13 protein-coding genes are annotated in these 14327 nt (G+C 72.7%); 5 read left to right on the top strand and 8 right to left on the bottom strand.

Features of this window, described 5'->3' with window-relative positions:
- Positions 1-60 precede the first annotated feature (60 nt).
- Positions 61-2157, bottom strand: a complete 2097-nt coding sequence (locus ACIBG6_RS26100; RefSeq protein WP_399224994.1) for an FG-GAP repeat domain-containing protein — start codon at positions 2155-2157, stop codon at positions 61-63.
- A gap of 82 nt (positions 2158-2239) precedes the next feature.
- Here ACIBG6_RS26100 and ACIBG6_RS26095 point away from each other — a divergent pair, with 82 nt between their 5' ends.
- Positions 2240-2908, top strand: a complete 669-nt coding sequence (locus ACIBG6_RS26095; protein WP_399224993.1) for a PhzF family phenazine biosynthesis protein — start codon at positions 2240-2242, stop codon at positions 2906-2908.
- Between the two features lie 41 nt (positions 2909-2949).
- On the opposite strand, the gene ACIBG6_RS26090 is transcribed toward ACIBG6_RS26095, so the two are convergent.
- Positions 2950-3600, bottom strand: coding sequence for a biliverdin-producing heme oxygenase (locus ACIBG6_RS26090; protein WP_317594467.1), 651 nt, complete (start codon positions 3598-3600; stop codon positions 2950-2952).
- 114 nt (positions 3601-3714) lie between these two features.
- Complete coding sequence (map, locus tag ACIBG6_RS26085; RefSeq protein WP_329623848.1) at positions 3715-4572, bottom strand: type I methionyl aminopeptidase; 858 nt, start codon at positions 4570-4572, stop codon at positions 3715-3717.
- A 61-nt stretch (positions 4573-4633) separates the two neighbouring features.
- On the opposite strand from map, the gene ACIBG6_RS26080 reads away from it, so the two are divergent.
- Positions 4634-4867 (top strand): hypothetical protein, encoded by a 234-nt coding sequence (locus tag ACIBG6_RS26080; protein ID WP_399224992.1) that lies wholly within the window; start codon positions 4634-4636, stop codon positions 4865-4867.
- A 62-nt stretch (positions 4868-4929) separates the two neighbouring features.
- Here ACIBG6_RS26080 and ACIBG6_RS26075 read toward each other — a convergent pair whose 3' ends face one another.
- Both ACIBG6_RS26075 and ACIBG6_RS26070 read right to left on the bottom strand, forming a co-directional pair.
- The gene (locus ACIBG6_RS26075; RefSeq protein ID WP_399224991.1) at positions 4930-6237 is read right to left on the bottom strand and encodes an MFS transporter; all 1308 of its coding nucleotides are present in this window, start codon (positions 6235-6237) and stop codon (positions 4930-4932) included.
- 84 nt (positions 6238-6321) lie between these two features.
- Positions 6322-6924, bottom strand: coding sequence for a hypothetical protein (locus ACIBG6_RS26070; protein ID WP_399224989.1), 603 nt, complete (start codon positions 6922-6924; stop codon positions 6322-6324).
- Between the two features lie 106 nt (positions 6925-7030).
- Between ACIBG6_RS26070 and npdG the strand changes: the two genes are divergently transcribed.
- The gene (npdG, locus tag ACIBG6_RS26065) at positions 7031-7756 is read left to right on the top strand and encodes an NADPH-dependent F420 reductase (RefSeq protein WP_317594462.1); all 726 of its coding nucleotides are present in this window, start codon (positions 7031-7033) and stop codon (positions 7754-7756) included.
- A 24-nt stretch (positions 7757-7780) separates the two neighbouring features.
- Positions 7781-8032 (top strand): hypothetical protein, encoded by a 252-nt coding sequence (locus ACIBG6_RS26060; RefSeq protein WP_399224988.1) that lies wholly within the window; start codon positions 7781-7783, stop codon positions 8030-8032.
- On the opposite strand, the gene ACIBG6_RS26055 is transcribed toward ACIBG6_RS26060, so the two are convergent.
- Positions 8029-8823, bottom strand: coding sequence for a site-2 protease family protein (locus tag ACIBG6_RS26055; RefSeq protein ID WP_384151644.1), 795 nt, complete (start codon positions 8821-8823; stop codon positions 8029-8031). The genes ACIBG6_RS26060 and ACIBG6_RS26055 overlap by 4 nt on opposite strands.
- A 233-nt stretch (positions 8824-9056) precedes the next feature.
- Here ACIBG6_RS26055 and ACIBG6_RS26050 point away from each other — a divergent pair, with 233 nt between their 5' ends.
- Positions 9057-12374 carry a BTAD domain-containing putative transcriptional regulator gene (locus tag ACIBG6_RS26050; RefSeq protein ID WP_399224987.1) on the top strand — a complete coding sequence of 1106 codons (3318 nt, stop codon included), beginning with the start codon at positions 9057-9059 and terminating at the stop codon, positions 12372-12374.
- A 31-nt stretch (positions 12375-12405) separates the two neighbouring features.
- Here ACIBG6_RS26050 and ACIBG6_RS26045 read toward each other — a convergent pair whose 3' ends face one another.
- Both ACIBG6_RS26045 and ACIBG6_RS26040 read right to left on the bottom strand, forming a co-directional pair.
- Entirely contained in the window at positions 12406-13272 is an 867-nt protein-coding gene (locus tag ACIBG6_RS26045; RefSeq protein WP_399224986.1) for an ABC transporter permease, read from the bottom strand.
- Positions 13269-14261 (bottom strand): ATP-binding cassette domain-containing protein, encoded by a 993-nt coding sequence (locus tag ACIBG6_RS26040; RefSeq protein WP_399224985.1) that lies wholly within the window; start codon positions 14259-14261, stop codon positions 13269-13271. The genes ACIBG6_RS26045 and ACIBG6_RS26040 overlap by 4 nt, the downstream gene beginning before the upstream one ends.
- Between the last annotated feature and the right edge of the window lie 66 nt (positions 14262-14327).

Raw genomic sequence — 14327 nt, 5'->3', positions numbered from 1 at the left:
AAAAAAGGCAGGGCCGCACCCGATCGTTCGGGTGCGGCCCTGCCGTCCGTCAGCCCCTGTCTAGCGGGCGCCCCAGCCCAGATCGACCGGGCTGCCGGCGCCCAGGCCGTCGAGGCGGCCCGGGTAGAGCCGGGCCGTGCCGTCCTCCCAGACGGCGAGGACGTCCGGCCGGCCGTCACCGGTCAGGTCGCCGACACCGGCCATCGTCCGCACGACGCCCCAGCCGGTCGACAGCTCCGTGCGAGCGCCGAGGCCCCCGGACGTGTTGCCCGGGTACAGCCACAACTTTCCGTCGGCGGCGTCCACCGCGAGGACGTCGGGCCGGCCGTCGCCGGTCAGGTCGCCCGCGCCCGTCACCAGGCGCATGGTGTGCCAGCTCGTCCCGATCCTGTGACTCGTACCGAGACCGCCAGACCGGCCCTCATAGAGGTAGGCGTCGCCGTTCTCCCAGATCGCCATGAGATCCGGGTTCGCGTCGCCGGTCATGTTGCCGACCCCCGTCATCCGCGTCACGACGCCCCAGCCCGAGGGCGAGGCCGACGTGCGGCTGCCGAGACCGTTGGCGGCGCCCGGGTAGAACCACAGGGCCCCGCCCTCGTCCACGGAGAGGACGTCCGGGCGGGGGTCGGCGTCGAGGTTGCCGACGCCGGCCACGAGGCGCATGGAGTCCCAGCTGGTGCCGATGGACGAGCGGGCGGCCACGCCCCCCGCGGCCCCGGGATACAGGACGAGGTTGCCGGAACCCGCGCCCGCCGCTGCCGACGCCTTCGGCCGGATCGCGATCACGTCCGGCAGGGTGCTTCCGGTCAGGCTCCCGCCGAGGCCGGTGAGGGAGCGCACCGGCAGTTCGGGCCTGGGCCACCGGATGTGGAAGACGGTCAGGTTCCCCGGGGCCTCGTTGACGGTCCACAGCTCGTCGGTCGCGGGCCAGTACGAGACGTTCTCGTTGTTGATGCCGGTACGGGTCCACAGGCGCACCGGCTCACCGGGCCAGGCGTGGTAGAGGCAGCTGGGGATGTTCACCTTCCCCTCGATGAACTCGGGGCACGGCGCGGAGACGACGAACCGTCCCCGGTTCATCGCGATGCCCTGCGCCCCACTGACGGTGGAGGTGTACGCGGCGGACGGCCGGGACCTCTCGACCTCGACCACGGGGTCCTGGCCGGTCTGCTCCTTCACCATCCGGGGCAGTCCCGTGGCGTCCAGCGGCCAGCGCAGGATCACCCCCGGGTCCAGGAACTGCTGCTGCTGGTCCTTCTTCACCCCGTACAACTCGACGGTGACGAGGGCCGGCTCGGGGCCGCTCAGGTCGAGCGAGGCGCCGGTGAAGCACGGCGGCGCGGGGGTCGGCGTCGCGTAGGTGCCGCAACTGCCGGACGTGTAGTCCGCGTACCGGAACTCGTCGAGCTGCGGCAGCGCGTACTCGTACCCGGGGGTGTAGTACGTGCCGTTCGAGACGCCGAAGGCGGTGCCGCCCGCGTTGGTGTCCCAGAACCGGGTGAGGTCGAAGAGCGCCATGCCGGCGCCGGTGGAGACGTACAGGCGGTTCTTGTACCAGGTCACCGAGTGGGCGTGGCCGGTCAGCGCGGTGTAGCCCGTGGCGGTCGGCTTCACGAGCGCGACATGCCGGTACTTCACCTGCGCGGGATCGGTCACGTCCGCGAAGGTGACCCGGATCGTCCCTCCGGCCGTCTTCGGGTACCAACTGGTGACGACGATCCGCCGCCCGCTCACCAGCGCGGCGTTCTCCGGCGCCTCGCCGGAGCCCGTGAGGCCCTGGGCGACGTGGGTGTACCCGGTGGCCACGTCGTCGGCGGCGTCCCAGCAGAAGCCCTGCGCGCCCGCCGCGTTGGTCGCGTGGCACAGGGGGCGTCCGGTCCGGTTCAGACCGTTCAGCACGGTGCCGATGCCGACCTTCGGCACCCCGCTCGTACCGTTCTCGACAGTGGCCGCGTCCCGCGTGTAGTGCGTCGTCCCGTCCGTCTCCGTCAGCCGCGCCGACCAGCGGGCGTCGACCGGCCGGTTCACGATCGTCGCGGCGACGACCTCGCCGTTCGGTACGGTCGCCGCCGCTGCCTGCTGCGGCACCAGACCGACGAGCAGCAACCCCGCCGCCAGCACTCCCGTGACGTGACCGCCACGTCCCCACCTGGGCATGACAAATCCCCCTCCGTGGTGTTCCCCGACGGAACACGCGCGGTCGGCACACTAACCCGGCTTCGGATGCTTCAATTCCGCCATGAACACGACCGCCACTGACGTCGACGTCCTCCGGGTCTTCTGTGCGGGCGACGGCCGCCACGGCAACGCCCTCGGAGTCGTACGGGACCCCCGTCACCACCCCGACGAGGCCTCCCGGCAGGCGCTCGCCAAGGAGCTCGGCTTCAGCGAGACGGTGTTCGTGGACGACCCCGAGCGCGGTCACGTCGACATCTACACCCCCGGCCTGCGCCTGCCGTTCGCCGGACACCCGCTCGTCGGCGCCGCCTGGCTGCTCGACCTGGAGGTCGTCCACCCGCCGGCCGGCGAGGTGTGGGTGCGCGGCGACGGGGAGTTCACCTGGATCGAGGCGCGCGCCGAGTGGGCGCCGCCGCGGACCCTGCGCCGGTACGGCTCGGCCGCCGAGGTGGACGCCCTGCAGGTCCCCGAGCCCGGCGAGTGGATCTACGCCTGGGCCTGGCAGGAGGAGGCCGCGGGCCGCGTCAGGGCGCGGGCGTTCCCCGGGCGCGGCGACGGCATCGACGAGGACGAGGCGACCGGCGCGGCGGCGCTGCTCCTGACGGCGCAGTTGGGCCGGGCCCTGAACATCACGCAGGGCCGGGGTTCGCAGCTGCTCACCGCCCCCGGCCCTGACGGCATCGTGGAGTTGGGCGGACGAGTCCGCCTGGAGGGAACCCTCACGCGCTGATCACTCGCGCGCGGGGGTCCCGAAGGCTTACGGCTTACGGCTCACGCGCTGAGCGGGAACTCGCCGCCCAGCTGGTGGAAGACCGCGCTGTTGAAGTCGAAGGCGCGCTTGCACTCGTCGACGATCCGCTGCTTCTCCAGGTCGTCGGCGTTCACCGCGTCGAGCAGCTCCCGGTAGGTCCGCTTGAACGCGGCCGGGTTGGAGATCTCGTCGAAGACGTAGAAGCGCACGCCGTCGCCCTTGCGCGCGAAGCCCCAGGTCCGCTCCGCCTTGTCACGGATGATCTGACCGCCCGACAGGTCGCCCAGGTAGCGCGTGTAGTGGTGGGCCACGTACCCCGCGGGCCAGTCACGGGCGCACTCCGCGACCCGCTCGGCGTACGCGACGGTGGCGGGCAGCGGGGAGACCCCGGCGCGCCAGTCGGGGCCCCGCAGGTGGGCCAGGTCCTGCTCCAGGGCGGCCGTGCGGAACAGCTCGGCCTGTATGAACGGCCCGGCGACCGGGTCCTCGCGCAGCGCCTCCGCCCCCTCCTCCAGAGCGCGGTAGACGAACCAGAGCTGCTCCGTGTAGCGGGCGTAGGCGTCGACGGCCAGACGTCCGCCCAGGAGGTCGCCCATGAAGGACGACGTCTCCGCCTCCGTGTGCTGCTCGTGCGAGGCCGTACGGATGAGCGTGGAGAAGGGCGTGTCCAAGGCGTGCCTCCGGGACCGATGGGACGGGAACCAGTGCTGATACTGCCAAGTTAGGCATACCTAAGTCAACTGGTTCCCGACGTCCTGTCGGTAAAAACGTACCCGTTCGAGAGGTCAGGGCAACGTAAGGATTTCGGCCCCGTTCTCGGTCACGACGAGCGTGTGCTCGAACTGCGCCGTCCGCTTCCTGTCCTTGGTCACCACGGTCCAGCCGTCGTCCCACATGTCGTAGTCGTGCGTACCGAGGGTCAGCATCGGCTCGATCGTGAAGGTCATGCCGGTCTTGATCTCGGTGGTGTGGTGGGGGGAGTCGTAGTGCGGGACGATCAGGCCGGAGTGGAACGACGAGTTGATGCCGTGCCCGGTGAAGTCGCGGACGACCCCGTAGCCGAAGCGCTTGGCGTACGACTCGATGACCCGCCCGATGATGTTGATCTGGCGGCCCGGCCGCACGGCCTTGATGGCCCGGTTCAGGGACTCCCGGGTCCGCTCGACGAGCAGCCGCGACTCCTCGTCGACGTCGCCGCAGAGGTAGGTGGCGTTGTTGTCGCCGTGGACGCCGTTGATGTACGCCGTGACGTCCAGGTTCACGATGTCGCCGTCGCGCAGCACCGTGGAGTCCGGGATGCCGTGGCAGATGACCTCGTTGATCGAGGCGCAGAGCGACTTCGGGAACCCGCGGTAGCCGAGGGTCGAGGGATAGGCGCCGTGGTCGCACATGTACTCATGGGCGACCCGGTCGAGCTCGTCGGTGGTGACACCCGGAGCGATGAGCTTGGCGGCCTCCTCCATCGCCTGTGCGGCGATGCGGCCGGCGATCCGCATCCGCTCGATGGTGTCGGAATCCTGCACCTCGGGCCCGCTGTACGGGGCCGGGGCGGGCTTCCCGACGTACTCGGGGCGGCGGATGGAGCCCGGGACGGAGCGGTGGGGGGAGAGCTCCCCCGGAACGAGAAGCGACTGGCCAGACATGTCAGCGAGTCTAACGACCGCGTCTGGGGCAGCATGGTCTCGGAGGAAGGAGCCGACGACGATGGCCCTGTTCAAGAAGCGCACCGCGGGCAAACCGGGCGAGTGGTACTACTGCCTGGAGCACAAGAAGGTCGAGGAGGGTCCCGAGTGTCCGGCGAAGAACCGATTCGGCCCGTACGCCAGCCGTGAGGAGGCCTCCCACGCCATGGAGACCGCCCGCGAGCGGAACCTGGAGTGGGAGACGGACCCGCGCTGGCACGAGGGCGGCCGCCCGGACGAGAACCCCGAGGCATAGCCGCGAGGCGTGACCCCGAGGCGTGACCCCGAGGCGTGGCCTCGGCAGGAGGCCGGGACCGCTCAGGCGGCCCCGGCCTCCTCCTTGGCCGCGGCGGCCTCCTGCTGGGCCTTGCGGCGCAGCGAGTCCTCGTCCGTCTCGGAGTCGTACGTGAGCAGCTTCGGCAGCGCCAGGCAGAGCAGCCCCACCGAGGCGACACAGGCGACACCGCCCGACCAGACGGCCGCCCTGGTGCCGGTCCACCCGGCCATCACGCCCGCCCGGACCTGGCCCAGCTGCGGGCCGACGCTGTAGGAGAGCACCTCGATGCCGGCGAGCCGCCCGCGCAGCTCCTCCGGGATCGTCTGGTTCCAGATGGTGGCCCGGCCGAGACCGCTCAGCATGTCGCCGGCGCCCGCGAAGGCCAGGCAGAGCAGGACGAGCCAGATGTTCCCGAACCAGCCGGCCGCCGCGATCGCCAGGCCCCAGCCCGCCGCGCCGCCGACCACGAGCAGCCCGTGCCGCCGCACCTTCGACGTCCAGCCGCTGGTCAGGCCGAGCACGAGCGAGCCGACCGAGCCCGCCGCGTACATCAGGCCGAGGGACCAGTCCGCGTCCAGCTCGTCCGCGAGGAACGGGAAGATCGTGTTCGGGAAGGCGAAGAACATCGCCGCGAGGTCGATCGCGTACGTGCCGAGCAGCACCGGCCGCGACCAGGCGTACCGCGCGCCCTCCGCGATGCCCCGCAGCGAGGGCTTCTCCGCGTCGTGCGCGGGCGGCGCGGGGGAGAGCCGGCGGCACATCAGCACCGAGGCGGCGAAGCCGACGATCGTCACCGCGTACGCCGGGGCGTGACCCGCGAACGCGACGACGAGACCCGCGATCGACGGGCCCGCGATCGAGCCGATCTGCCAGCGCAGCGAGTTGAGGGCCGCGGCGGCGGTCTGGTGCTCGTGCGGCACGATCCGGGCGAGCAGCGAGTCGAGCGCGGGGCGCTGGAGCCCCGCGAGCGCGGAGACGCCGGCCGCGACCACGTACAGCGGCCACAGCAGAGGCTCCGGCAGCAGCGCGTTGAGCAGCAGGAGCAGGGCGAGCACGCCGAGACCCGCCTCGGTCCCGACGATCACCTTCCGCCGGTCCACGGCGTCGGCGAGCGCGCCGCCGTACAGCCCGAAGACGATCAGCGGCACCAGCTCGACCGCGCCCATCGCCCCGACGGCGAGCGGCGAGTTCGTCAGCTCCTTGATCTGGAGCGGCAGGGCGATCATCGCCATCGCGCTGGCGAAGTAGGTCACGAGCCCCTGACTCCACAGGAGCCGGAAGTCACGCGACGTACGCCAGGGCGCCAGGTCGGGCAGGAGGGCGGAGAGCTTGGAGAAGGGAGAGGACACGAGGGGCCATGTTCCGACCGGAAGACGCCCGGGGCAACCGAATAAGCCGGTCAGCGGCCCACCGGGCCCGGAGCCGCGCTCCCGCTACCAGCGGCTGGGCGGCGGTGCCGTCAGACGGTCGGCGAGGTCGGAGAGCCGGTCACGGAAGCGGCGGCTCCCGCGCGGCGACGGCAGGCTGTTCTCCCCGGCCGCCGCGCTCACCAGGTGCTGCACCGTGTCCAGGTCGACCTCCGCCCCCTCCGCCACCGTGAGCGTCTCGTGGGCGAGCCCCCGCACCTCCGCGTCGCCGCCGTCGAGCGAGAGCACCGTCGCCCCCGCCCGCCGGGCGTCGTGCATCCGCTGGAGCAGCCCCGCGTCCGGCCGCTCCGGCGCCACCATCAGCAGCGTCGCCCCGCGCCCCGCCGCCTCCAGACGGCCGAGGCCGACCGCCAGATGCGCCGGATCACCCGCCCGCACCCGGTGGCGTACGAGCGTGGGGGCCAGCTCCGGCAGCCCCGACCAGGCCGCCTCGTCGACGAGGTGCGCCGCCAGGTGCCACGGTTCGTACTCCTCCGTGCCGACGAGCAGCAGCCCGCCCCGGTGCGGCACGACCGACGAGCGGAGCGCCCCCGCGAAGCGGCGGGCCGCCCGCGGCCACTCCGTCCCGGCGAGCACTTCCCGCAGCAACGCGACCCGTACGGCATCCATGGGGTGGCATCCTGCACCAGCGGCGCCCGCAGCGTGGCCGATTGTGGTCGGTTCCACCCGTACGGGACGGGCCCCCGCGCCCCGACCGGTCGGTAATGTCGGGGCCATGACTTCCTCGACTGGCTCGACCGACTCCACCGCCGCTGCCTCCAAGCCCGCCCCCAAGGACCCGTGGGACCTCCCCGACGTCTCCGGGCTCGTCGTCGGCGTCCTCGGCGGCACCGGCGAGCAGGGCCGCGGCCTCGCCTACCGGCTCGCCAAGGCCGGCCAGAAGGTGATCCTCGGCTCCCGCGCCGCCGACCGGGCGCAGGCCGTCGCCGACGAGCTCGGCTTCGGCGTCGAGGGCGCCGACAACGCCGAGTGCGCCCGCCGCAGCGACATCGTGATCGTCGCGGTGCCGTGGGACGGGCACGCCAAGACCCTGGAGTCCCTGCGCGAGGAGCTCGCGGGCAAGCTCGTCGTGGACTGCGTCAACCCCCTCGGCTTCGACAAGAAGGGCGCCTACGCCCTCAAGCCCGAGGAGGGCTCCGCCGCCGAGCAGGCCGCCGCGCTCCTGCCGGACTCCCGGGTGGCCGCCGCCTTCCACCACCTCTCCGCCGTCCTCCTCCAGGACGCCTCCCTCGACGAGATCGACACGGACGTCATGGTCCTCGGCGAGGAGCGCGCCGACGTCGAGCTCGTCCAGGCCCTCGCCGGCCGCATCCCGGGCATGCGGGGCGTCTTCGCCGGCCGCCTGCGCAACGCCCACCAGGTCGAGTCGCTCGTCGCGAACCTGATCTCGGTCAACCGCCGCTACAAGGCCCACGCGGGACTCCGGGTCACCGACATCTGAGCCGGTCCCGGCCGGGCGCGCGGCATGGGGGACACTGGACGGGCACCAGCAGCCGTACCCGGACAGGAGCCGTCCCCCATGCCCCGCCTCGCCCTCTACGCCCTCGTGGTCTGCGCCCTGGCCGTCGCCGCGGCCGTCGTCTCCTTCGTCCAGGGCAGCTTCCTGGGCGTGATCTGGGTCCTCCTCGCGGGCCTCTCCTCGAACATGGCGTGGTACTACATCCGCCGCGCGAAGGTCGAGAAGCAGGCAGCCGCAGCCGCAGCCGCGCAGAGCTAGACCTGGCAGAACTCCGGCGTCTCCTGCCAGAACCGGAACAGCTGCGAGCCGCAGTAGCGGGAGAGTTCCGGCACCCCGAGCGACCGCATCAGCGCGTCGATCGCGTCGAAGAAGGCGCCGTTGACCGCCGGCACGAACAGCAGCGCGATCACGATGAAGAAGCCGTACGGCGCGTACGGCTCGATCTGCCGCTTCAGCTTGTACGAGAGCCAGGGCTCCACGACCCCGTAGCCGTCGAGGCCCGGCACCGGCAGGAAGTTCAGGAGCGCCGCCGTCACCTGGAGGAACGCCAGGAACGCCAGCGCGTACCGGAAGGCCACGGGCACGCCGTCCAGCGCGTCCAGCCAGAACGGCGCCGTGCAGACCAGCGCGAACAGGACGTTCGCCAGCGGGCCCGCCGCCGAGATCAGGCTGTGCTTCCAGCGCCCCTTGATGCGGCCGTGCTCGATGAAGACGGCCCCGCCCGGGAGACCGATCCCGCCCATGATCACGAACAGCACCGGCAGGATGATGCTCAACCACGCGTGCGTGTACGCGAGCGGGTTCAGGGTCAGATAGCCCTTGGCCCCGACCGTGATGTCCCCGCCGTGCAGGGCGGTGCGGGCGTGCGCGTACTCGTGGAGGCAGAGCGACACCACCCACGCCGAGGTCACGAAGAGGAACACCGCCAGGCCGGGCGAGGCGGCGAAGTCCGTCCACACCGCCCAGCCGGTGACGGCCATGACGGCGAGGATCGCCAGGAAGACGGGACTGATCCGCCGTTCGTGACGCCGAGTGGTGGCCGTGCTCATCGCGGAGACTCCCGTGGGCCGGAGGGCTGGTGTGCGGGAAACGTACCGGGTCCCGGCCGGGTTCCGGCGCGCGGGTTCCGGTGCGGGTACGGGAACGGGTGCCGGTACGGGAGGGGGTGCCGGTACGGGAACGGGTTCGGGTCCCGGACCCCCGGCCCGTTCCCGTGGCGCGTGCCCCGCCGTTCGCGCGCCCTGGTTCCGGGGGCGGGGGGCTTCTCGCGGAGAATGGGGGCGTGCGTTACTCCCTGCTCGGCCCGACCCTCGCCCATACGCCCGACGGCGCCGACGTGACCGTCGGCGGCCCGCGGGTGCGCGCGCTGCTGACCGTCCTCGCCCTGCGGGCCGGCCGCACCGTGCCCGTGCCCGACCTCGTCGACGAGGTCTGGTACGGCGACGAGCCGCCCGCCGACGCGGTCGCCGCGCTCCAGGCGCTCGTCGGGCGGCTGCGCCGGGCCCTCGGCCGTGCCGCGGTGATCTCGGCCGACGGCGGGTACCGGCTCGACGCCCGGCCGGAGGACGTCGACGCCCACCGCTTCGACCGGCTCGCCGTCGAGGGCTCGGCCGCCCTGTCCGGCGGGGACGCCGTGCGGGCCGCCGCGCTCCTCGACGAGGCGCTCGGCCTCTGGCGCGGGCCCGCCCTCGCCGACCTGCCGGACCGGGACGCCGAGGCCGGCCGCTGGGAGGCCCGTCGCCTCGACGCCCGCCGCGCCCGGCTCGGCGCCGCCCTGGCCCTGGGCGAGGCGGATGCCGCCCTCCCCGAACTGACCGCCCTCAGCGCCGCCCACCCGCTCGACGAGCCCCTCCAGGCCCTCCGTATCCGGGCCCTGCGGGACACCGGCCGCGCGGCCGAGGCGCTCGCCGCGTACGAGTCGGTCCGCCGCGCCCTCGCCAACCGCCTCGGCACCGACCCCTCCCCGGCCCTGCGCGCCCTCCACGCGGAGCTGCTCGCCCCGGCGCCGCCCGCGCCGCCCGCGAAGTCGGAGGCGCCGAAGCAGCCGAAGCCGCCCGTGCCAGGGAACCTCCGCGCCCGGCTCACCAGCTTCGTCGGGCGGGACGAGGACATCACCGCCCTCCAGGAGTCCCTGCGGACGGCCCGGCTCGTCACCCTCCTCGGGCCCGGCGGCGCCGGGAAGACCCGGCTCTCGCAGGAGGCGGCCGAGCGCGGGGCCGAGGCCTGGCCGGACGGCGTGTGGGTGGCCGAGCTCGCCGCCGTCACCGACCCGGAGGCCGTCCCCGAGGCCGTACTCGCGGCCGTCGGCGCCCGGGAGACCGTGCTGCGCGGCGCGGGAGCCGAGGAGCTGCGCGGCGGGGCCGACCCGCTCGACCGGCTCGTCGAGCACTGCGCGGGGCGGCGGATGCTGCTGCTCCTCGACAACTGCGAGCACCTCGTCGCGGCCGCCGCCGAACTCGCCGAGGCCCTTCTCGCCCGCTGCCCCGGACTGCGGGTCCTGGCGACGAGCCGGGAGCCGTTGGGGGTGCCGGGGGAGGTGCTGAGTCCGTTGGGGCCGTTGCCGGTGGACATGGCGTTGCGGCTCCTGGGTGAGCGGGGTGCGGCGGCGCGGCCGGGTTTCCGGGTGGCGGACGACGTGGGGGCGGCGGGGGAGGTGTGTCGTCGTCTGGACGGGTTGCCGTTGGCGATCGAGTTGGCGGCGGCGCGGTTGCGGATGTTGTCGGTGCGGCAGATCGCGGACCGTCTTGATGATCGTTTCCGGTTGTTGACGTCGGGGGCGCGGACGGTGTTGCCGCGTCAGCAGACGTTGCGGGCGGTGGTGGACTGGTCGTGGGAGTTGCTGGACGGGGCGGAGCGGGCGGTGTTGCGGCGGCTCGCGGTGTTCACGGGCGGGTGTGATCTGGTGGCGGCGGAGACGGTCTGTGCCGACGAGGGCGCGGGGGCGGACGTCTTGGACGTTCTGGGTGCTCTTGTCGACAAGTCGCTCGTCGTCGCGGGGCCGGGTCCCGAGGGTGCGGGGATGCGGTTCCGGTTGCTTGAGACGGTGGCGGAGTACGCGGGGGAGCGGCTGGACGAGGCGGGGGAGCGGTCGGCGACCGAGCGGCGGCATCTGGCGTACTACCGCGAGCTGGCCCGCCGTACCGATCCCGAGCTCCGCGGCTCCGGACAGGTCGCCGCCATCACCCGGTTCGGGACCGAGTACGGCAACCTCCGCACCGCCCTGCGCCGGGCCGTCGCCGCCCGCGACGAGGACGAGGCGCTCGTCCTCGTCCACTCCCTGCTCTGGTACTGGCAGATGCGCGACCTGCGCACCGACGCCCTGCACTGGGCCCGGGCCGCCGCCGACCTCGGACCCGACCCGTTCACACCGCCCGCCGCCCCCGTCGTCCCCCTCCACGAGCCGTGCACGGCCACGCCTCCGCCGCTCTCCGAGGAGCAGCGCTGGGAGGCCCGGCGCGGGGTGCGGCTGGTGGAGCTCCTCAACATGGACCACGAGAGCGGGCGTTGGACCAGCTCCGAGGGCGTGCACCGGCTCCGCGAGATGACCGCCGTCTACGAGCCCGGGCTGCCTCAGACCTGCCGGCTGCCCGGCTCCTTCGCCGTCTTCGCGGTCCTCATCATGGGAGAGGCCGGCCGGCTCCGCGAACTCCTCGACGCGACGGTGGCGGCCTGTCGCCGGCACGGCTACGACTGGGAGCTCGCCAACGCCCTCCAGATGCGCGCCAACATGTCCGCCAACCGGGCGGACCTGGCCGGCCAGGCGGCCGTCGACGCCGACGAGAGCCTGGAGATCTTCGCCCGGCTCGGTGACGCCTGGGGTGCGGCCGAGGCGCTCTCCTCCCGCGCGGAGGCCCACGAGCGGCGGCTCGAGTTCGCTGCGGCGGCCGAGGACTTCGCCGCCGCCATCGACTACGCGGAACGGATCGGCGCCCAGTCGCAGATGGCGCTGCTGCGGGCCCGTTACGCCGGGACGCTCGTCGAGACCGGGCGGCTCGACGAGGGGGAAGCGATCCTGCGCGAGATCGTGGAGGGGCACCACGGCTGGGGCCACGAACCCCTGCTCGGCGCCCGTATCTTCCTCGCCATGGCGCTCGGCCGCAGCGGTCGCACCGGAGAGGCCCGCGAGCACCTGCACGCGCTGCGAGCGGAGTTCGGCTCCGAGACCCTCTCCATCTTCGAGGGCTTCACCCTCGGCAGCCTGGCCTGGCTGGACAACCTGGAGGGGCGGTACCACCCCGCGTTCGCCCTCGCCGCGCAGGCGTACGAGCGCTCCCTCGGCGCCCTGTCGATGATGGTCGCCCCGCAGATGCCGGCGGTCCACGTCGTCGTCGCGGCCTGGGCGCTCGCCGGCCTCGGCGGTCCCGGCACGCGTATCGCGGCCACGCTCCTCGGGGCCGGCGAGAGCCTCCTCCCGCCCGGCCACCTGCCGCCGCCGCTGGAGCAGGAGAACCTGGCCACGGCCACGGAGCTGACCCGCTCCGTCCTCGGCGAGGAGGAGTTCGCCGCGGCACACGCCGAAGGCGGCGGTCTCTCCTTGGAAGAGACCGCCGCCCTGCTCGGCCGCGCCGCCGACGCGATCAGTGAGCGCGCCGAGTCCTGAACCCCGGTACCCCCGTGACCCGGGGATCCGCTCAGGTCTTCTTGCGGAACTTGGTGACCGCGAGCGGCGCCGTGACGACCGTGATCAGCAGCGCCCAGCCGAGGACCATCCAAACAGAGTGGGCGACCGGACCACCGTTGATCAGGTTCCGGGCGGCGTCGGCGAGGTTCGACAGCGGGTTGTAGTCGGTGAAGGTCTCCAGCCAGCCCGGCATCGACGTCGTCGGGGCGAAGATCGAGGAGCCGAACTGGAGCGGCATCAGGACGATCATGGCCATGCCCTGGACGGCCTGGGCCGTCTTGAGGGTGAGCCCGAGCAGGATGAAGATCCACATCAGCGAGGCGCCGAAGACCATCGAGAGGCCGATGGCGGCGAAGAGGTGGAGGACCGAGGTCTGGATCTCCATGCCGAGCAGGAAGCCCATGCCGAGCAGGATCGCGGTGGCGATCAGCATCCGGCCGACCTCGACGACGATCTTCGCGATCAGGACGGAGGACCGGGCGATCGGCATCGTCCGGAACCGGTCCATGACCCCCTTCTTGAAGTCGTCGTTGATGCCCACGCCGACGGCCATGGCGATGTTCATGCCCATCATCGCCATCAGGCCGGGCGTCACGTAGTTGACGTAGACGTCGTTGTTGCCCTTGCCCGAGATGGCGCCGCCGAAGACGTACACGAACAGCAGGATGAAGATGATCGGCATCAGGACGGCGTCGAACATCGACTCCGGGTCCTGCTTGATCTGGAGGGCGTTGCGGCGGGCCAGCGCGCCGATGTGGCGGAGATTGGCCCGCAGTCCGATCCGGCCCTCGGCGGACGGCGCGGGGCGCGCCGGAGCCGTCTTCGGCCCGTCGACGGGGGACTTGGTGACGGTGGTCGTGGTCGTGGTCGTGCTCATGCGGCGACCTCCTCGCTGATCGCGTCGGACACGTCGGTCTTCTGGCCGGTGATCGCGAGGAACACCTCGTCCAGGCTGGGCAGATGGGTCCCGATGTGGGCGATGCCGAAGCCGCGCGCGCCGAGCAGCGCCACGACGGCGGTCAGCTGCTGGTCGGTGAGGATCGGCACGTACAGCGCGCCCTCGTCGGGCACGACGGTCGAGCCGGCGACGCCGTCGAGACCGGTCTCGCGGAGCGCGGCGGCCATGGCGGACAGCTGGTCCGGGTCGACCGGGCGGATCTTCAGGGTCCGGCCGCCGACCTTCGCCTTGAGCTCGTCGACCCCGCCCTTGGCGATGACCTTGCCCTTGTCGACGACGGTCAGCTCGCTCGCGAGCTGCTCGGCCTCTTCCATGTACTGCGTGGTCAGCAGGACGGTGACGCCCTCGGAGACCATCCGGTGGACCTCGTCCCAGACCTCGTTGCGGGTGCGCGGGTCGAGGCCGGTCGTCGGCTCGTCCAGGTAGAGGACGGACGGCTGCCCGATCATCGAGGCCGCGAGGTCGAGCCGGCGGCGCATACCGCCGGAGTAGGTCATCGCGGCGCGCTTGGCGGCGTCGGTGAGGGAGAAGCGCTCCAGCATCTCGTCGGCCCGGCGGCGGGCGTCCTGCCGGGACAGGTCGAGCAGCCGCCCGATCATGTAGAGGTTCTCCCAGCCGGAGAGCTTCTCGTCGACCGAGGCGTACTGGCCGGTGAGGCCTATGGTGCGGCGCAGCTGGCGGGGGTGCTTCACCACGTCGTAGCCGGCGACGGTGGCGGTCCCGGCGTCCGGGACGAGGAGGGTGGACAGGCAGCGGACGAGGGTGGTCTTCCCGGCGCCGTTCGGCCCGAGGACCCCGAGGACGGTGCCCTCCCGGACGTCCAGGTCGACCCCGTCGAGGGCCTTCGTCGCGCCGAAGTGCTTCACGAGGCCCCGGACCTCGACGGCGTTGGTGTGTGATCGCGTCATGGCGGTACTACATCAGCCGCCACCGACAATCCCCCGACAGACGACCGACAGCCCGCCGATGGGGGA

The organism is Streptomyces sp. NPDC050842, assembly GCF_044456565.1.
Classification (GTDB): Bacteria; Actinomycetota; Actinomycetes; order Streptomycetales; family Streptomycetaceae; genus Streptomyces.
The sequence above is the reverse complement of the archived record's forward strand: the minus strand, read 5'-3'. Positions and strand labels throughout refer to the sequence as shown.

Bases quoted from the DNA above. Each gene is read 5' to 3' on its own strand.
- ACIBG6_RS26045 (WP_399224986.1), bottom strand. From the start codon at position 13,272: ATGAGCACGACCACGACCACGACCACCGTCACCAAGTCCCCCGTCGAC.
- ACIBG6_RS26080 (WP_399224992.1), top strand. From the start codon at position 4,634: ATGGCCCTGTTCAAGAAGCGCACCGCGGGCAAACCGGGCGAGTGGTAC.
- ACIBG6_RS26095 (WP_399224993.1), top strand. From the start codon at position 2,240: ATGAACACGACCGCCACTGACGTCGACGTCCTCCGGGTCTTCTGTGCG.
- ACIBG6_RS26040 (WP_399224985.1), bottom strand. From the start codon at position 14,261: ATGACGCGATCACACACCAACGCCGTCGAGGTCCGGGGCCTCGTGAAG.
- ACIBG6_RS26055 (WP_384151644.1), bottom strand. From the start codon at position 8,823: ATGAGCACGGCCACCACTCGGCGTCACGAACGGCGGATCAGTCCCGTC.
- ACIBG6_RS26060 (WP_399224988.1), top strand. From the start codon at position 7,781: ATGGGGGACACTGGACGGGCACCAGCAGCCGTACCCGGACAGGAGCCG.
- npdG (WP_317594462.1), top strand. From the start codon at position 7,031: ATGACTTCCTCGACTGGCTCGACCGACTCCACCGCCGCTGCCTCCAAG.
- ACIBG6_RS26100 (WP_399224994.1), bottom strand. From the start codon at position 2,157: ATGCCCAGGTGGGGACGTGGCGGTCACGTCACGGGAGTGCTGGCGGCG.
- map (WP_329623848.1), bottom strand. From the start codon at position 4,572: ATGTCTGGCCAGTCGCTTCTCGTTCCGGGGGAGCTCTCCCCCCACCGC.
- ACIBG6_RS26070 (WP_399224989.1), bottom strand. From the start codon at position 6,924: ATGGATGCCGTACGGGTCGCGTTGCTGCGGGAAGTGCTCGCCGGGACG.